Annotated in this window: 13 protein-coding genes, 1 pseudogene and 1 CRISPR repeat array; of the genes and pseudogenes, 11 read left to right on the top strand and 3 right to left on the bottom strand. The window is 45.2% G+C overall.

The features are described from left to right. Positions 1-22: 22 nt before the first annotated feature. The 8 genes and pseudogenes from cas7d (at position 23) to QUA70_RS14105 (ending at position 11,993) form a co-directional block, all read left to right on the top strand. On the top strand, positions 23-1,036 hold the full coding sequence (gene cas7d / locus QUA70_RS14140) for a type I-D CRISPR-associated protein Cas7/Csc2 (protein ID WP_333347740.1): 1,014 nt from the start codon (positions 23-25) through the stop codon (positions 1,034-1,036). Between the two features lie 5 nt (positions 1,037-1,041). Beyond that, complete coding sequence (gene cas5d / locus QUA70_RS14135; RefSeq protein ID WP_333347737.1) at positions 1,042-1,749, top strand: type I-D CRISPR-associated protein Cas5/Csc1; 708 nt, start codon at positions 1,042-1,044, stop codon at positions 1,747-1,749. 91 nt (positions 1,750-1,840) lie between these two features. Next, entirely contained in the window at positions 1,841-2,677 is an 837-nt protein-coding gene (gene cas6, locus QUA70_RS14130) for a CRISPR-associated endoribonuclease Cas6 (protein ID WP_333347734.1), read from the top strand. Positions 2,678-2,777: 100 nt separating this feature from the next. Next, positions 2,778-3,371 carry a CRISPR-associated protein Cas4 gene (cas4, locus tag QUA70_RS14125; RefSeq protein ID WP_333347730.1) on the top strand — a complete coding sequence of 198 codons (594 nt, stop codon included), beginning with the start codon at positions 2,778-2,780 and terminating at the stop codon, positions 3,369-3,371. 22 nt (positions 3,372-3,393) lie between these two features. Then, entirely contained in the window at positions 3,394-4,398 is a 1,005-nt protein-coding gene (cas1d, locus tag QUA70_RS14120; protein ID WP_333347727.1) for a type I-D CRISPR-associated endonuclease Cas1d, read from the top strand. Between the two features lie 15 nt (positions 4,399-4,413). After that, positions 4,414-4,686 (top strand): CRISPR-associated endonuclease Cas2, encoded by a 273-nt coding sequence (cas2, locus tag QUA70_RS14115; RefSeq protein WP_333328652.1) that lies wholly within the window; start codon positions 4,414-4,416, stop codon positions 4,684-4,686. Between the two features lie 254 nt (positions 4,687-4,940). Next, positions 4,941-10,520: a CRISPR direct-repeat array (repeat unit 37 nt; unit sequence GCCGAAAACAACCTAAAACCCTATCAGGGATTGAAAC). 44 nt (positions 10,521-10,564) lie between these two features. Next, a pseudogene (locus QUA70_RS14110) lies at positions 10,565-10,720 on the top strand (transposase); the annotation flags it as partial. Positions 10,721-10,874: 154 nt separating this feature from the next. Continuing rightward, positions 10,875-11,993 (top strand): alkene reductase, encoded by a 1,119-nt coding sequence (locus QUA70_RS14105; protein WP_333347725.1) that lies wholly within the window; start codon positions 10,875-10,877, stop codon positions 11,991-11,993. A 71-nt stretch (positions 11,994-12,064) separates the two neighbouring features. Here the strand turns inward: QUA70_RS14105 and QUA70_RS14100 are convergent, their stop codons facing one another. Beyond that, on the bottom strand, positions 12,065-12,499 hold the full coding sequence (locus QUA70_RS14100; RefSeq protein ID WP_333328644.1) for an ATP-grasp domain-containing protein: 435 nt from the start codon (positions 12,497-12,499) through the stop codon (positions 12,065-12,067). A gap of 7 nt (positions 12,500-12,506) precedes the next feature. After that, positions 12,507-12,896: a hypothetical protein gene (locus QUA70_RS14095; protein ID WP_333328641.1), complete on the bottom strand. Its 390-nt coding sequence runs from the start codon at positions 12,894-12,896 to the stop codon at positions 12,507-12,509. Between the two features lie 207 nt (positions 12,897-13,103). On the opposite strand from QUA70_RS14095, the gene QUA70_RS14090 reads away from it, so the two are divergent. The 3 genes from QUA70_RS14090 (at position 13,104) to QUA70_RS14080 (ending at position 16,922) form a co-directional block, all read left to right on the top strand. Beyond that, positions 13,104-14,111: a protochlorophyllide reductase gene (locus tag QUA70_RS14090; protein ID WP_333328638.1), complete on the top strand. Its 1,008-nt coding sequence runs from the start codon at positions 13,104-13,106 to the stop codon at positions 14,109-14,111. Between the two features lie 198 nt (positions 14,112-14,309). Continuing rightward, on the top strand, positions 14,310-14,519 hold the full coding sequence (locus QUA70_RS14085) for a hypothetical protein (RefSeq protein ID WP_333328636.1): 210 nt from the start codon (positions 14,310-14,312) through the stop codon (positions 14,517-14,519). A gap of 339 nt (positions 14,520-14,858) precedes the next feature. Then, positions 14,859-16,922 carry a ShlB/FhaC/HecB family hemolysin secretion/activation protein gene (locus QUA70_RS14080; protein WP_333347722.1) on the top strand — a complete coding sequence of 688 codons (2,064 nt, stop codon included), beginning with the start codon at positions 14,859-14,861 and terminating at the stop codon, positions 16,920-16,922. A 244-nt stretch (positions 16,923-17,166) separates the two neighbouring features. Here the strand turns inward: QUA70_RS14080 and QUA70_RS14075 are convergent, their stop codons facing one another. Continuing rightward, a complete protein-coding gene (locus QUA70_RS14075) occupies positions 17,167-18,165 on the bottom strand; it encodes a hypothetical protein (protein WP_333347719.1) in 999 nt (332 codons plus the stop codon). Between the last annotated feature and the right edge of the window lie 53 nt (positions 18,166-18,218).

The raw sequence follows: 18,218 nt of genomic DNA, 5'->3' as shown, positions 1-18,218 counted from the left end.
CTTTTTACAGAGGACACAAATCATGGCTTTCTTGAAAACAGTTGACTCTAAATTTTTCCACACTAACATTCCTTACAAACCAATGGGAAAATATGCCCACTTCCTGACTGTGCGGGTGACGGAATCTTATCCCCTATTTCAGACCGATGGAGAACTGAATAAAGCACGAGTTCGGGCCGGAATTGAAGACCAAAAACCTATCAGCCGCCTTACCATGTTTAAGCGCAAGCAATCGACACCAGAACGTTTGGTCGGTCGCGAGTTGCTGCGTAACTACGGTTTTATGACGCCTGAAGATTGCGAATATAATGTCAAGTTTGCAATGAATAATCCTGATTGCATTATCTACGGATTTGCGATCGGTGATTCTGGTTCAGAAAAATCAAAAGTCGTAGTTGATACAGCATTTTCAATTACCGCTTTTGATGAATCTCACGAGACTTTTACCCTCAATGCTCCCTTTGAGAATGGCACAATGGCATCTAAGGGTGAAGCAGGTTCCAAACCAGGCGAAGTTACCAGTCGCATCAATCAGCAAGACCACATCAAACCCCAGATTTTCTTTCCTAGCATTGTCACCCTGAAAGACCCTACAGAAGCTAGTTTTTTGTATGTTTTCAACAACATCCTCAGAACCAGACACTATGGCGCTCAAACCACCCGCACAGGTAGAGTCAGAAATGAGTTAATAGGTGTCGTATTTGCCGATGGCGAAATTACCAGTAACCTCCGCTGGACGCAAGCAATTTACGACAAATTGCAGGTTGAGGATAAACTTAATTCCAACAACCCTCTCAATGAAGATGATGTGATTATGGCTGCTAGGGCTGCTATCGAAACGTTACTGTCTGAGGAATTTATCGTGCATGAAGACTTTATTGGGGATAAGTTTACACCATTAGTGACAGAGGTTAAAGCTGTTATTGGCAATGAAGATGAACTCAAAAAAATGTTGAAGAAAGCCGATGATGAAGCTAAAGCTTACGCGAAGAAGCATATCAAAAGTAAGGCAGGAGCTACAGCAGCAGCGGAGTAACAACCATGAGTTTTATTTACCGCTGTCAAATCGAGTTGCACGATAGCCTTTATTTTGCAACTCGCGAGATAGGGAGACTTTACGAAACTGAGCCGGTAATTCACAATTACGCGCTTTGTTACGCTCTCGGTTTGGTGGATAGCGAAATCTATTCCACCACCGTTTCTGAAGAAGATTCCTATCGCTATTTCTGTCCCGAACAAGTTCCTAAATACGAGCCGCATTTAACGGCGCTCAACCAACAGGGGATTTATGTTACTCCGGGGCGTTCTCTTTCTCACTCTTCCACTCTTAATACTTGGAAATACGCCAACAACAACTATCACGTTGAGATGGAGAAAACTCAGAAAAATATCCCTAGTTTTGGAAGAACAAAAGAAATTGCGCCGGAAAGCAAATTTGAGTTTTTCCTAATCTCAGAGAAGTCTCTGAAACTAGCGAAATGGATTCGTTTGGGAAAGTGGATGAGCAAAGCAGCAGTCGAAATTGTAGAACAGAAGGAAGTGAAGCGATCGCCCTCAGAAACAGACTTCATCTTTCCCTATCTTCTCAACCCTTTAGATGTGATGTTTTCCCATCAAGTGATTAGCTACGATGTGGTTAATATGCCTCCGGTTAGCCTCATTCAAAATGTCAAAATGCTAGGGCGATATTACGAGTTTGACAAACTCAAAATTCCGGCGTGTATGGAATACCGCTTTCGGGCCGATTAATAGGAAGCCGAGCCTCTAGAAATGCGTTCCCAGGTTCTACCTGGGAACGATAAAAATTAAACCAATTTTAACCATTAACCATTAACCAATTATGCCACACAGCCTCGTCCTCAACATCCTTCCCCTGGCCCCAATTCCCCCCGGATACCTCACCGGAAGACACCTGCACGCCCTCTTCCTCACCCTCGTGAGTTCCGTTGACAAAAAACTCGGCGATTACCTCCACGATGCCGCCGCCCAAAAATCCTTCACCCTCAGCCCTTTGCAAACTAAAAAATGCCCTTTCAAAAAACACCATTTCCTGCAATGGGAACACACAGAATCGATTCCAGAACACACCCTCTGTTGGTGGCGGATTACTCTGCTTGATGACACTTTATTTGGCAAGTTAACTCAGCTTTGGCTGAACCTCAATCCGTCGAAACCGTGGCATATCGGGCCCGCCGATTTGATGATTACTAAGATTCTCGGAACGCCCCAAGTAGATCAGCCTTGGGCTAATGCTTGCGATTACTCTCAATTGTACGATCGCGCTTCCGAAACTAATCGTTTAATTGCCTTCAGTTTTGCGACTCCTACTACCTTTCGACAGGGAAAATTCGATTCAGTGATTCCTACTAGAGACTGCGTTTTTAATAGTCTCCTCAGTCGCTGGAATAAGTACAGCCCGATCGCAATTCCGGATCTTTCCTTCGATGCACTTTTTTCTACATTTGTCAATATCCGAAGTGAAAAATTGACTAACTATCAAAGCGATTTTGTCGGCATGGTTGGGGAGGTTAGTTATCGGATTTTGGGAGATGTGGAGCCTTTAGTGATTAAGCAAATTAATGCTTTGGCTGATTTTGCTGTTTACTGCGGGGTGGGGAGGAAAACTCCGATGGGGATGGGCATGACTAGGCGAATAGTTGTTAAAAAAAGTTCTTGAAACTTAACGTAAAACCCATAGTCCGCCAGGGGTTGAAACCCCTGGCGGACTGGCGGATCACTAATTCCAAATTACCAATCTCTTACAAACCATCAAAATTATGAACGATTCTGATTACATTTCGATCGCAACTCTCAACCAGTATTCTTACTGTCCTCACCGCTGTTGGCGAATGTCTTGTGCGGGGGAATTTGCAGATAATCAGTATACCATTGAAGGCACGAGTTTGCACGATCGCGTTCACACGATGGGCGAGATTAACCGGGATGAAACTTGGCAGGTGCGGGCGATTTGGCTGAAGTCGGAGCGCTACAAACTGATTGGTAAATCGGATTTGATTGAGTCGGCTGATGGTGAGATTTACCCCGTGGAATATAAGCGGGGACGGAAGGGGGAATGGGATAATGATGAGTTGCAAGTTTGCGCTCAAGCGCTTTGTTTGGAGGAGATGACCGGGAAAACTATTGCGGCTGGATATGTGTATTACGCGCAATCGCATCAGCGGCAATTAGTCGAGATTTCTGAGCAATTGAGACAGGAAGCGATCGCCACTATTGAAAAAGTCGCTGCTCTTTGGCGATCGGGAAATATCCCTTTACCAGTTTACACCGCTCGGTGTACGGGATGCAGTCTTTTTCCCCAATGTCTGCCCCAAGCTGCCGCCAAAGTCAACCGCTATCAAGAAGCAAGTTAACCTGCAAATAGGAGATTTCACAATGGGAACAGTTTATATTACTCAAGAAGATGCTTTTATCGGCAAAGTGGATGAACGTCTGACGGTTAAAGCTGACAAGAAAAATCTGTTGGACGTGCCATTAATTAAGATTGATGGTGTTGTTGCATTGGGACGCGCTACAGTTTCGCCCGCTGTCGTTGTGGAACTTTTGGAACGTCACATTCCTTTGAGTTTTTTGACAGTAAACGGACGTTATTTGGGGAGGTTGGAACCGGAAATGACAAAAAATATATTTGTGCGAAAAGCTCAGTGGCAAGCGGCTGGGGAATCGGAACAAGCCGTGCATTTAGTTAGGGGATTTGTACGGGGAAAACTCAAGAATTACCGCAATACTTTGTTAGAGTGTCAGCGCAAATATTCTCCCCAGGATTTTGAAAAGCCGATCGCCCAATTGAAACAAGTAATTGCGTCTATTGACAAAACTTCCAGTATTAATTCTCTGCGAGGATTGGAGGGGGCGGGTAGTGCGACTTATTTTGGCTGCTTCAATCAACTGATTCGGGTGCCGGATTTTAGCTTTGAAGTTCGCCGCCGCCGTCCGCCTACTGACGCGGTAAATTCTCTGTTAAGTTTGGGATATTCTCTGCTGCGGCACGATGTTCAAAGTGCGGTGAATATTGTGGGGTTTGATCCGTATTTGGGATATTTGCATTTTGAGCGCTATGGCCGTCCTTCCTTAGCGCTGGATTTGATGGAAGAATTTCGGCCTTTGGTAGTTGATGCTGTAGTGTTGACGGCGATTAATTTGCAGAAAGTTTCGCCTAATGATTTTACAGCAGAACCGTTGAGCGGGGCGGTTTCTTTGACAAAAGAAGCGCTGCACAATTTTTTGCGACTTTACGAACAAAAGAAACAGTCAAAGTTCAAGCATCCAGTGATGGGAAAGTTGTGTACTTATCAAGAAGCTTTTGAAATTCAAGGGCGGTTGATGGCTAAGTATTTGATGGGTGAAGTTGATAAGTATCCACCTTTGATTCTTAAATAGGGAGGCGATCGAGTTATGTTTGTTTTGGTTTGCTACGATATATCTGAGGACAAGCGCCGCACTAAGATTCACAACATTCTCAAGTCTTATGGGGAATGGAAGCAGTATTCGGTGTTTCATTGCGAGGTGACGGATACTCAGTATGCCCGGATGCGCCAACGTTTGAGTAAGGTGATTAAGTCAGAAGAAGATAGCATCCTGTTTCACTATTTGTGCGCTTGCTGTCAGGGCAAGATCGAGCGGATTGGCGGCCGGGCACCGCTGGATACTACGATTTTTATGGTTTGATTTTGCGTCTGGCTGTAGGTGTTGAACGGAGGGGGTGAATTTTAAGGGCTGAGAGCTTTACTAGGACTGGGTTTGCGGTGGTTTGTACCTCATGAGGCTCAGACGCAAATGCTGAAAGCTTTACGGGAAGAGAGTTTGAGGTCTATTTGAATTTTACCCCCTTGACAGAGCGATCGTTGAAACGGTATATTGATTGCAGTCAGACGCAACTGAACCTTGAAAACCTTATATTTCAAGCCTCCCAGACCCCGGCGGCCGAAAACAACCTAAAACCCTATCAGGGATTGAAACAATTTCTGAAACCTATACGCCGTCAGCCTTTTAAGCCGAAAACAACCTAAAACCCTATCAGGGATTGAAACTGAGGATCTAATTCCTCACCATTGGTGGCAATCTGGCCGAAAACAACCTAAAACCCTATCAGGGATTGAAACCCGGCTGCTAATAGTGGAAATTTCCCAAGCTTCCAAGCCGAAAACAACCTAAAACCCTATCAGGGATTGAAACCAAACTCAGAACCATAAACATCAGCCAAAACTGTAGAGCCGAAAACAACCTAAAACCCTATCAGGGATTGAAACCTCGCAGGCGTTGGTTTTCCGTTATTACTTCGTCTGGCCGAAAACAACCTAAAACCCTATCAGGGATTGAAACAACAAGTTTTTAACTGTTGCAGAATATAGTTAATGCCGAAAACAACCTAAAACCCTATCAGGGATTGAAACAATCTACTTGCTTATTTGACTCGCATTCAAACAGCCGAAAACAACCTAAAACCCTATCAGGGATTGAAACTTCAGCGCGGGCTTAGCTCCTTGGGCTGCCCGTGCCGAAAACAACCTAAAACCCTATCAGGGATTGAAACTGGGGCATGGCTTAGGAGCAGAATCGTCAGAGAAATCACCAGGCCGAAAACAACCTAAAACCCTATCAGGGATTGAAACACCTCCCAACATTTTCACCAAGCTAGCTTGACCGCTGCCGAAAACAACCTAAAACCCTATCAGGGATTGAAACTTAAACATGGTTCTTAGCCGCGTTTAATCCTCAGCCGAAAACAACCTAAAACCCTATCAGGGATTGAAACACCATACAGGCCTACAATTAGTTGGCTAAACAACCAGCCGAAAACAACCTAAAACCCTATCAGGGATTGAAACTTATTGCCTGCTGACTTAACCATTGCATAAGCTGCCGAAAACAACCTAAAACCCTATCAGGGATTGAAACCACCCAGGAGGTGAGAGCCATGTAGAAGCAAACGGGCCGAAAACAACCTAAAACCCTATCAGGGATTGAAACGCGTCATACTCCTCGGCTTTGTTGGGGCCGTAATAGCCGAAAACAACCTAAAACCCTATCAGGGATTGAAACCCAAGACATCGAAATTTTAGGTGAAAAAATCAAAGCCGAAAACAACCTAAAACCCTATCAGGGATTGAAACAAATTCTAACTCGGAACAGGAACCCCTGTGGCGTGGTACGCCGAAAACAACCTAAAACCCTATCAGGGATTGAAACACTAGAAAAATTGCCGCAATTGAAGGGAATGCCCGGCCGAAAACAACCTAAAACCCTATCAGGGATTGAAACAACCAGATGCTGCAATCAAGGGAGCAAAGTTAGGCCGAAAACAACCTAAAACCCTATCAGGGATTGAAACAGAAGGCATTGCCGTAAACGCACCGACGAACAGCCGAAAACAACCTAAAACCCTATCAGGGATTGAAACCTAGCTGTAGCGATCGGAGCAAGTCAAATTCCTGCCGAAAACAACCTAAAACCCTATCAGGGATTGAAACATTGAGCCGAGTGATAAACCCGCGACGCGCTGAATAGCCGAAAACAACCTAAAACCCTATCAGGGATTGAAACATAGGCGCAAGATCGAGCAATTAACCCGAAACTGGCCGAAAACAACCTAAAACCCTATCAGGGATTGAAACACTTCGGCGCTGGCTTATCTGCATCCCTTATCGTGCCGAAAACAACCTAAAACCCTATCAGGGATTGAAACCTTATTTGATGTTGTTCTACTCGTGGACGGTCAATGCCGAAAACAACCTAAAACCCTATCAGGGATTGAAACTTTTGCATTAAAGCATCTTCGGCAGCTTGTGCTAATGCCGAAAACAACCTAAAACCCTATCAGGGATTGAAACGATGCGGTTTTGATTGAGAAATTCCCACAAATTGGCCGAAAACAACCTAAAACCCTATCAGGGATTGAAACAGACCAATATTATAAAGCTGATAGATTTAAGAAAGCCGAAAACAACCTAAAACCCTATCAGGGATTGAAACAATCATTTTGGTAGTTGGTAGTTGGTACAGAAGGGCCGAAAACAACCTAAAACCCTATCAGGGATTGAAACACCCGTACTAGAACTGGGAGCAAGCAGAGACGGCCGAAAACAACCTAAAACCCTATCAGGGATTGAAACGTTTGGGGAATGGGAAGAAGGCGACACCAATATCGGCCGAAAACAACCTAAAACCCTATCAGGGATTGAAACCATTGCCAGGACGGCGAAAATCCAGTAATCCTCCACGCCGAAAACAACCTAAAACCCTATCAGGGATTGAAACCCATGTACTCCTCCTGATTGCAATGGTAAAAAAGTATGGGCCGAAAACAACCTAAAACCCTATCAGGGATTGAAACGAGAAGCCAATCGGGAGCAGGTAGAGGCGGAAAATGCCGGGCCGAAAACAACCTAAAACCCTATCAGGGATTGAAACGCATTGGTTCCCCCACTGGCTGCGATCGTGTGAGGCCGAAAACAACCTAAAACCCTATCAGGGATTGAAACAAACCGTTTTACCGTTTTTATGCTCCTTGGTGCGCCGAAAACAACCTAAAACCCTATCAGGGATTGAAACGGACTTGCTCGGCGATAGGAATTAACAGTGTCACGCCGAAAACAACCTAAAACCCTATCAGGGATTGAAACCGTTGACGATCGATTTTTAGCGCTTCCGTACCACAGCCGAAAACAACCTAAAACCCTATCAGGGATTGAAACACCTAGCACCCTAAGAGATACCCGGAGCGATTACTTGCCGAAAACAACCTAAAACCCTATCAGGGATTGAAACTGGGCGGCGATGCCTTTTACTGTGAATTCTAACGCCGAAAACAACCTAAAACCCTATCAGGGATTGAAACTGGGATGTTAGCGGATCGGCACATTTAAACGAGCTAGGCCGAAAACAACCTAAAACCCTATCAGGGATTGAAACCGATAACCTGCATTACAATAAAAGCGCTCGTAAGCCGAAAACAACCTAAAACCCTATCAGGGATTGAAACCTACAATTTAGAGGTAAACATGATTTAGATTTTAGAGCCGAAAACAACCTAAAACCCTATCAGGGATTGAAACCAAAGAGCATCAGGGTGAAGCACATCGTCACTATCGCCGAAAACAACCTAAAACCCTATCAGGGATTGAAACCGATTACGAATCTTTAGGTTGCTGAAATTGAGGCTGCCGAAAACAACCTAAAACCCTATCAGGGATTGAAACTTTAACCAGCGACACCGAGCAATGCGATGCCACTCATGCCGAAAACAACCTAAAACCCTATCAGGGATTGAAACTTAACCAGTAGCGCGACTTTGCCAGCAAATATCGCCGAAAACAACCTAAAACCCTATCAGGGATTGAAACGTGCTGTAGTAATCTATGCGCCGTAAGCGTACGTGCCGAAAACAACCTAAAACCCTATCAGGGATTGAAACCGCGCTCAATCAAAGGCAAACACCATTCCTAAGAAAGCCGAAAACAACCTAAAACCCTATCAGGGATTGAAACGTAACGCAGGCAGTGCGATCGGCGGCGCTTTTGAGCCGAAAACAACCTAAAACCCTATCAGGGATTGAAACCCCAAAAATCCAAGTACCGGAATTATTTGTAAATGTTGGCCGAAAACAACCTAAAACCCTATCGGGGATTGAAACTGCGGACAAGTCGCAGATCGGGACTGGGGGTAAAGCCGAAAACAACCTAAAACCCTATCAGGGATTGAAACGAAGGAATTGCGGAAATATATCAACGGATCAAAGCCGAAAACAACCTAAAACCCTATCAGGGATTGAAACTGATAATGGGCTGTCGATACCAGCCCTGACAGCATCTTATCGCCGAAAACAACCTAAAACCCTATCAGGGATTGAAACGACATTTGATTCGCCTTATTGGCTGGTGCAATTTCTGCCGAAAACAACCTAAAACCCTATCAGGGATTGAAACTGGTTATTGGCTCGGCGCTTTGATGTTTCGCGCTGCCGAAAACAACCTAAAACCCTATCAGGGATTGAAACATTGGAAGGGTGAACGGCAAGGAATTCTGACGCTGGCGCCGAAAACAACCTAAAACCCTATCAGGGATTGAAACCCCAAAAGGAATTGGATAAAATTGATGATTCCTGGCCGAAAACAACCTAAAACCCTATCAGGGATTGAAACTCCCATGAAACAACAGTAAATCCAGCAGGATGATAAACGCCGAAAACAACCTAAAACCCTATCAGGGATTGAAACGAGGATGGTCTACTTGCTAGCTATCGCACAGTTAAGCCGAAAACAACCTAAAACCCTATCAGGGATTGAAACATTCATTAATACCTCGTCAAACAATAAACAACCGCCGAAAACAACCTAAAACCCTATCAGGGATTGAAACAGCCTATCATTAGCTTTGATGCTGCTGTGTCTGGCCGAAAACAACCTAAAACCCTATCAGGGATTGAAACGTAAGAGTAAAAGCAGCAAAATCTTGTAATCCTCGCCGAAAACAACCTAAAACCCTATCAGGGATTGAAACAGAAAATCTATCTTGAACTGTATATAGCCCAAGGTGCCGAAAACAACCTAAAACCCTATCAGGGATTGAAACAAGCTCGATCCGAAAGATTAGCTCTCGGAAACCGCCGAAAACAACCTAAAACCCTATCAGGGATTGAAACTTTAAGTTTCCCTGCATCGGCGCGGGTGATGACTGCGCCGAAAACAACCTAAAACCCTATCAGGGATTGAAACACAGAAATGATGATTGATTGGGGGCGTTTTCACGCCGAAAACAACCTAAAACCCTATCAGGGATTGAAACCATGCAATTAGCCGAACAGAAAGCAAGGCAAGAACAGCCGAAAACAACCTAAAACCCTATCAGGGATTGAAACAGAAGACTTTAGTGGGATTGATGTACGCCTTAGAGCCGAAAACAACCTAAAACCCTATCAGGGATTGAAACTTTGGCAATTCCTGGCGGTAGTGCTACACTCACGCCGTGCCGAAAACAACCTAAAACCCTATCAGGGATTGAAACAAAGGTGGGATGTAAGTGGCGCAACCCAAATGGGCCGAAAACAACCTAAAACCCTACCAGGGATTGAAACCAATACCCCTCTTTCTACACTGATTAAATCTAGAGCCGAAAACAACCTAAAACCCTACCAGGGATTGAAACTGGTTTGTCGTCCCGAATGCCACCACCAATAATGCCGAAAACAACCTAAAACCCTACCAGGGATTGAAACAGCTCCCTCCACTTCCCAAACGGTATTGTTGTTCTGCCGAAAACAACCTAAAACCCTACCAGGGATTGAAACACATCTCGACTCAACGCACTGCTCTATCCCGTCAAGCCGAAAACAACCTAAAACCCTACCAGGGATTGAAACCTGAAACCGCTTCACTGTTTCCCGTTCTTCTTCATGCCGAAAACAACCTAAAACCCTATCAGGGATTGAAACCATTTTTTGGTTTGTTGGTCGTAACCCAAAAAGTGCGCCGAAAACAACCTAAAACCCTATCAGGGATTGAAACCTCGCAGCTATCTATCTCCTTACTCATCTCTTTGGCTAGAAACAAGTTTACTTCCAACACTTGTCACAGCACAGGTGGTGGTGATGGATAATCTCACATTTGATAAAAGTGGTCAGATTCAGGAATTGATTCAAACAGCAGGGTGTAGACTATTATATTTACCGCCATACTCTCCAGAGTTTAACAAAATTGAACAATGAAGAGTCTTGGCTAAAAAGTCAAATTCGTAAACAGCTTGATGAGTTTGATTGCTTATATTTTGGCGACCCTTGGATGTCTTGCGCCTTGCATCCTAACACGAGCGGTTGGTATATGTGATTTCCCAGATTATTCAGTTGAGAAAACCTCAAAATTATGACGACTCAAACAACTTCTCCACTCCTACTAAGTTCATTCAAAATCGGAGATTTACCCTTAAAAAATCGGGTAGTCATGGCACCCCTAACGAGAGCCAGAGCCGGTGAAGCGCGGATGCCCAACGCCTTGATGGCAGAGTATTACACTCAGCGAGCCTCCGCTGGTTTAATCATTACAGAAGCCACAGTGGTTTCTACTCAAGCTAAGGGTTGGCTCAATACCCCCGGTATTTATTCAGACGAGCAAGGGGAAGCTTGGAAACAAATTGTGACTGCGGTTCATGCCCACGAAACGCCGATTTTCATGCAGCTTTGGCACTGCGGACGAGCTTCCCACAGCAGTTTTCATGAAAACAATCAATTGCCAGTTGCAGCCTCTGCCATCAAAATAAACGGAGAAGGCATTCATACCCCTCTAGGCAAACAACCCTACGAAACCCCCCGCGGTATAGAAACCGATGAAATCTCCCTGGTTGTAGAAGATTATCGCAAGGCGGCCGAACGGGCAAAAATGGCAGGTTTTGACGGTGTAGAAATTCACGCTGCAAACGGCTATCTCATTGACACATTCCTGCAAACCAAAACCAATCACCGCACTGATTCCTATGGCGGTACAGTGGAAAACCGTTACCGTTTTCTTAAGGAAATTGTAGAAGCGATTATCACAGTATTTCCGGCCAACCGAGTGGGAGTTAGACTTTCTCCCAACGGTAATTTCAATGACATGGGTTCTCCCGAATATCGAGAAGATTTTCTGTATTTCGCAGGGCAGTTAAATGCCTATGATTTAGCTTACCTTCACTTAGTGGACGGTCTAGCATTTGGGTTTCATGAATTGGGAACGCCGATGATGATAGCAGAGTTTCGCGATGTGTTTGCAGGGCCGCTCGTCGGCAACTGCGGATATACTCAAGAACAGGCTGAAACGGCCCTGAGCAGCAAAGTTGCGGATTTAATTGCTTTTGGTCGAGATTTTATCAGCAATCCCGATTTGGTAGAGCGTTTTACTAATGGTTGGCCACTCAATCCGCCTGCTGAAGTCAGCGTCTGGTATTCTTTTGGGCCTGAAGGTTATATCGATTTCCCTAGCTATCAGGAACCGGCAGCTATTTCCTGAGCATCAGATTACAGGGATGACACCTGCTGTTAGAGCCCAGATTTCTTTAAGAAGTCTGGGCTCTGGGTAACCTAAAATTGATTGACTGCTTGGTAATCTTCCCAAGCTGCTTTTGCACCAAATTCGACGATCGCACTCAAATCACAAGCATATTCTCCTGCACAACTAAAAGAACCAAGTTCCAAGACATAAAGCTCTCCCTCTGACTCGCAGATATCGATCGTGTAGACAGATTCTGGATACCAACTCACTTGTTTGAAAACTTCGCTAAGATACTTTTCTAAATATCCTCCCCTGATTGTTTCATCAACTCTTTCTTCTCCCACTAAATACAGAGAACCAGTAATAATTTGATTTTTATAAACAAAAAATCTCCATTCTTTCGTAATTGCTCGCTTACCACTGACTAATACCAATGTAGTTTCATCTCTTTTTAATTTGCTTCCAAGAGATTGCATAGTATTTAAAATATTCAGGTTAAAAACCCCGGCTCGAAATGACTTCATATTGCTGTCAGGTCGCACAAACAAATTTCCATCGGATTTGAAGTATTCCAGAATTTCGGTTTTTCTTCTGACCAATTCGCCCAAAGAAAGAAAGAAGGAAATATTTATTATTTAACAAGTATTGACCGAAATAAGTGTAGTAACTGGAACAACGGAGATTCTTTTCGTCCATATAAGCTCCCGGAATCCACGAAGTTCTTAAGATATCCCGACCTAAATTTAGGGTTCCCATGAATAAAACACAATCATCAGGGGAAAAATATTGATGAGCTGCTTCGGGGCGAAAAGTCAGATATTTAGTTTCTTGGTAAATGTATCCTTGTTTCTGCAATTCTGCTAAAAATTCTGATTCGCGATCGTAAATATCTTTTTCAATCAACCAATTTACGTTTTTCATGACAGTCTTATGTTCGATCGGTGTTTGAGGGGCAACTCCCGCAAAGAGAGCGAAAATGACTTGATCTAGCCCAAGGGCAAAAAGGCAGTTGAGATCGAGAACGTTTCCTCATATCCTAATAACCATAGGGTACTTCAAAACATCCGAGCTGCTAGCTCAGCTTTTGAGAGCCTGAAAAAAATCAATAGCGGAAGCGCTTTTAACAAGATGGCACAAAATCACAAGTCAACGGTTATCATCACCGGCGCTTCCTCCGGCGTCGGTTTGTACGGCGCGAAAGCGCTCGCAGACAAGGGATGGCACGTAGTCATGGCCTGTCGGGACGTGCGGAAAGCCGGAGACGCCGCCCAAGAGTTGGGCATACCTGAAGGCAGTTTCTCCATCATGGAGATTGACTTGGGCGATTTGGAGAGCGTGCGTCGATTTGCTCGGGCATTTAAGGCCAGCGGCAGGCCTCTGGACGCTTTGGTGTGCAACGCGGCCATTTATATGCCTTTGATTAAGGAACCGCTGCGGAGCCCCGAGGGTTATGAGTTGACGATGACTACCAATCACCTGGGTCATTTTCTGCTGTGCAACCTGATGATGGAAAATATGAAGCCTTCCTATTATTCCGATGCGAGAATCGTGATTTTGGGAACTGTGACTCACAATCCAGACGAGTTGGGCGGGAAGATTCCGCCGCGCCCGGATTTGGGCAAGTTTGAGGGTTTTGAAGCGGGTTTCAAAGACCCGATTTCGATGGTTGATGGCAAGAAGTTTGAACCTGTCAAGGCTTACAAAGATAGCAAAGTTTGCAATGTGCTGACGATGCGGGAATTGCACCGCCGCTTTCACGAATCCACGGGGATTACTTTCACTTCGCTGTATCCGGGATGCGTTGCGGATACCCCGTTGTTCCGCAACCACTATCCCCTATTTCAGAAGCTGTTCCCGCTGTTTCAGAAGAATATCACCGGCGGTTACGTTTCGCAGGAGTTGGCGGGGGAAAGGCTGGCGATGGTGGTTGCTGATCCAGAATACAAGCAATCTGGGGCTTATTGGAGTTGGGGGAACCGCCAGAAAAAAGATGGTAAGTCTTTTGTACAGAAGGTTTCTCCCCAGGCTCGCGATGATGAAAAAGGCGAGCGGATGTGGGAGTTGAGCGCTAAGTTGGTGGGATTGGCTGACGGGGCTCAAATTGGTGCTGCGACTGGTGCGGGCCGCTCTGCATAATTCAAAGTTACAAATCCTCTTGATCACAGGGCGGTTGAAACGGCGTCTACGCACAGGATGTGGGTAGACGCTGACTCAATAATAAAGGGGGTATTAAAGTCGGATTTGGTATGATGCACCAAAATCAAAGAAACCGGGTTTTTTAGTGGCTTTGCGGGTTGTCACTCACACCTTGCACTATTCTTAAGAACGGGCAAGATGCCTGTTCCACAAGAAAATTTATCTCTTGTGGAACAGGCCGGAAAGCCTGTTCATAAAAAAATTATTGAGAATGTGCCAGATCTCATTGCACGATTCTCAAGAACGGGCAAGATGCCCGTTCCACAAGAAAATTTATCTCTTGTGGAACAGGCCGGAAAGCCTGTTCATAAAAAGATTATTGAGAATGATGCCAGATCTCATTTGTAGCGCGTCTTTTCGGACACAACCCGGTTTCTGGTTTACCCTGGCGTGCAGGGCTATTCTGGTTGCTGCATTAGCATGAAAGCGTAGGTTTTGCAAAAAAAAAATTGGTTTTTTTTACCGTTTACGATCGCCTTACACGATATTTTTTCTGATAAGAACCGGGTTGGTGCGTAAGTCTTGGGAAATGAACAGTCGTCGATCGATCTTTTGGTTTGTAGCGTCGCCGAAACTGTTGGCTGCGACGGCTGTTTCCTTTTTTGCTGTTAAGATTGATTTTTACTCTTAGGTGCTCACTTCCTAAAAATATTTTTCCCCACTTAAGCGAGATAATAATTAGATCCTATGGCTTGTCGCTCACAAAAACTATTTTTACTCGCTGGAATTTTTGGGTTAGTTTGGCTGGGAAAACCAGCGAAAACATCCGCTAGCACAGTTAAAATTTTGACCTCAAATGTTGAGGATTTGGCAGCAGTCAGCAGCGGAGGCGATCGAGCTTTAGCCCCCAACGATACCACTTTTGACAAACGCGAAGACTTGCCCGTAAAAGACGAGGAAACGGAGTTACCGGCTGAATCAGAACGATCGGCTTTGGCGACAACTCTACCCTTATCCCCACCTGCGGAAATTCCCGACTTAGAGCCGGAAGCGGCTAATTCAGCCGATCGCACATTTAGCACAAACACTCAAGAAACCGAGCTTTTTAACCGAGGTCAAAAACTAGAAGAAAAGATTGACCGAAAAAAAACCGATTTGGGTATCGCTCAACCTTTGCAATTAAGCCAACTGCCCAACCCAATTCTGCCCAGAGAGCCGGAATTACCTGCACCAACAGCACCGCAACCGCCTGCGCCGTCTCCCCTTCAACCAACGCCGCTAACACCTGTTCCCGGCGATTCTAGACCAAGCATTCTGGGTACAATTAGGGTCGATGGCTTTGAATTTGAGGGCAACACGGCTTTTAGCGATCGCGAACTAGCAGAAGTTACGCAACAGTTTGCGGGGCGCGAAATCACCTTTGCTGAACTGATCGCAGCCGAAGCAGCCGTCACTCAAAAATATGTAGCGGCAGGATACATCAATTCCGGCGCTGTAATTACAGCCAACCAAACCTTTCCGAGAGACGGAGGTGTGGTGAAAATTCGGATTGTAGAAGGCGGATTAGATGAAATTGTGATTACTGGAAACAGGCGCTTGAATTCAAATTACGTGCGATCGCGCCTTGAGCGCGCTACCAGACGGCCCCTCAATCGCGATCGCCTGCTGGAAGCGTTGCAACTGCTGCAACTAGACCCCTTAATTGGCAATATTTCCGCCGAACTCCAAGCCGGAAGCCGCCCGGAAAACAGCCGCTTAGAAGTGCGGGTAAAAGAAGCAAACAGCTTTAACGGTGAAGTGTTCGCAGACAACAACCGATCGCCCAGCGTCGGCAGTTTTCGCCGCGGTGTTCGCATCAATCAAGCAAATTTGCTCGGTTTGGGCGACGGATTAGAGGTATCTTATGCTAACACCGACGGCAGCAACGAATTCAACGGCAGCTACACCGTCCCCGTCAACGCACGCAACGGCACGATTGCGTTCGCTGCGAGTGCTGCTAGCACCAATATCATCGAGGAACCGTTTGATGCTGCTGAAATTGAGGGGAAATCGCGGACTTACGAGTTAACTTACCGCCAGCCGATTGTCGAAAAGCCCGATCGCACTTTGGCTTTGGGACTGAGTTTTTCGCGGCAAGAAAGCGATACATTCCTGTCGGGGGAACGATTTGCGCTTTCGGCGGGAGCAAATGAGCGTGGCGAAACGCGAGTTTCGGCTGTGCGCTTTTTTCAAGAATACGTGCAGCGGAGTTCCAGCCAAGTGTTCGCGGCGCGATCGCAATTCTCCGTCGGTACTAATCTGTTCGGCGCTACTGCGAACGATAGCGGGCCCGACAGCCGCTTTTTGGCATGGCGCGGACAAGCGCAGTACGTGCGGCTGTTAGCGCCAGAAACCTTGCTGATAGTGCGTTCCGATATTCAATTAGCCGATCGCCCTCTGCTTTCCCTAGAACAAATTGGGATCGGTGGCGTTCAAAGCGTGCGCGGATATCGCCAAGATTTGCTGTTAACTGATAGCGGTGCGATCGCGTCTGCTGAAGTGCGAATCCCGGTTTGGCGTGTCCCGGAAGTCCAAGGTTTGTTGCAAATCGCTCCGTTTATCGATTTTGGGGTAGGGTGGAACCATTCGGAGGAAAAGCCGAATCCTGACTCGGATAAACTGCTGGGTGCGGGTTTGGGGCTGGTTTGGCAGATGGGCGATCGGTTGAATGTGCGTCTAGACTATGGTATTCCTTTGATAAATGCTCGATCGGGCGATCGAACTTTGCAGGAAAAAGGCCTATACTTTCGGATTAATTATTTTCCGTTTTAAATTGGAGGTTGGGTTGAGCGCGATCGAATGCTTCGCTTCGCCCAACACTTTCATCTTTAGCGCTGACTGTCAAATTTTATTAAGTGGCGGCCTCGATCGCACGATTAAACATTGCTATTCAGCGAGAGTTTGTACCACTCATAACGTTCGTAATCACCGGACTCAGACAATTTTTGTCAGTAACCATCATTCTTCAAAGTTCCGGTGCATTGCGGTTGTTGGGCTGTTTTGTCACCTTATTGAATTATCTAATTTTGGTACGGTTGTCATTTTCAAAACTCATAGCTTTATACTCTGCTTCCGAACATACTGTTATATCAAGCTGCGATGATTTTTCTTTAAATGCTTGATTGATGCTCTCCACTATTGAAAAGAGCACTCCTTCAGCCGCTCCTACTGGATAGACCAGAATGAGATCAATATCTTTGTAAATTTCTCGTCTCAAATACGAACCAAATATATACACTTGAAAACCTACAGGAACTGAGGCTTTATCAAGCAGAGATTTTAAGTAGCTAAGACGACTAGATTTGTCTTCTTGTAGTAGATAGTCCAGGAACTCATCACCATTTTTACGGATGGCACCCATAAATGTCCTAAGCGTGAATAAGCCGATCTTATGGTCTATACAGAGGGCCTTGGCTTCCCACGTATACCTCCCATAGGGGTTAGAGCAAATGATTGCATCAACCCCTGGATCAATCGCCATGATCTTCTCAAACGTATATTCGGTGAAGAAATAAGTATTTGTCGCAAATACTCGAAGGCTGCGCTCATCCTTCAGATCAACATCAAACATGGCTATATTGAGTTTCTCCATTCGCTCAATAAACGAGTGGTTTGCCAAGAACTTTTCGATGTAGGCTGAAACTGTCGCCTGTCTAAATTCAATCTCTTCTTCGGGTCTGTTCTCTCTATTTTCTACAGGTAGACCAAGGCTCTGTTTGATAAAGTTATCAAATTCTCTGGGAAATAGCTTGTAGTCGTTGACTTTCTTTTCCAACAGGCAGTTGTCTCGAAAGGAATCTGCATGAAGTTTGTAACCCATCATTTGCCTATAAACTTCCCACGGATAAGGGAAATTTTTCTTATTAGCCTCAATTAACCCAATTATCCTCTGGTTGTTCGGAAGAATCGTGTCTAAGCAGCGTCGTCGCCAGAGGGTCAGTGCATCACCAGAGGTCCCCTCCAATGCCTTATTTGAGAAAGGACCATATTCCAATGGCACTGAAAAAGTGAGCAAAAAAAAATCTGTAAGGCAAGATATACATAGATAATTGCCTTACAAACCAAAAT

It is taken from the genome of Microcoleus sp. LAD1_D5, from assembly GCF_036702115.1.
Classification (GTDB): domain Bacteria; phylum Cyanobacteriota; class Cyanobacteriia; order Cyanobacteriales; family Microcoleaceae; genus Microcoleus.
This window is presented reverse-complemented; position numbering and strand designations above follow the sequence as displayed.

Excerpts from the sequence above, each read along its gene's own strand:
- cas7d (WP_333347740.1), top strand. The coding sequence starts at position 23 with ATGGCTTTCTTGAAAACAGTTGACTCTAAATTTTTCCACACTAACATT.
- cas5d (WP_333347737.1), top strand. The coding sequence starts at position 1,042 with ATGAGTTTTATTTACCGCTGTCAAATCGAGTTGCACGATAGCCTTTAT.
- cas6 (WP_333347734.1), top strand. The coding sequence starts at position 1,841 with ATGCCACACAGCCTCGTCCTCAACATCCTTCCCCTGGCCCCAATTCCC.
- cas4 (WP_333347730.1), top strand. The coding sequence starts at position 2,778 with ATGAACGATTCTGATTACATTTCGATCGCAACTCTCAACCAGTATTCT.
- cas1d (WP_333347727.1), top strand. The coding sequence starts at position 3,394 with ATGGGAACAGTTTATATTACTCAAGAAGATGCTTTTATCGGCAAAGTG.
- cas2 (WP_333328652.1), top strand. The coding sequence starts at position 4,414 with ATGTTTGTTTTGGTTTGCTACGATATATCTGAGGACAAGCGCCGCACT.
- QUA70_RS14105 (WP_333347725.1), top strand. The coding sequence starts at position 10,875 with ATGACGACTCAAACAACTTCTCCACTCCTACTAAGTTCATTCAAAATC.
- QUA70_RS14100 (WP_333328644.1), bottom strand. The coding sequence starts at position 12,499 with ATGAAGTCATTTCGAGCCGGGGTTTTTAACCTGAATATTTTAAATACT.
- QUA70_RS14095 (WP_333328641.1), bottom strand. The coding sequence starts at position 12,896 with ATGAAAAACGTAAATTGGTTGATTGAAAAAGATATTTACGATCGCGAA.
- QUA70_RS14090 (WP_333328638.1), top strand. The coding sequence starts at position 13,104 with ATGGCACAAAATCACAAGTCAACGGTTATCATCACCGGCGCTTCCTCC.
- QUA70_RS14085 (WP_333328636.1), top strand. The coding sequence starts at position 14,310 with ATGCCTGTTCCACAAGAAAATTTATCTCTTGTGGAACAGGCCGGAAAG.
- QUA70_RS14080 (WP_333347722.1), top strand. The coding sequence starts at position 14,859 with ATGGCTTGTCGCTCACAAAAACTATTTTTACTCGCTGGAATTTTTGGG.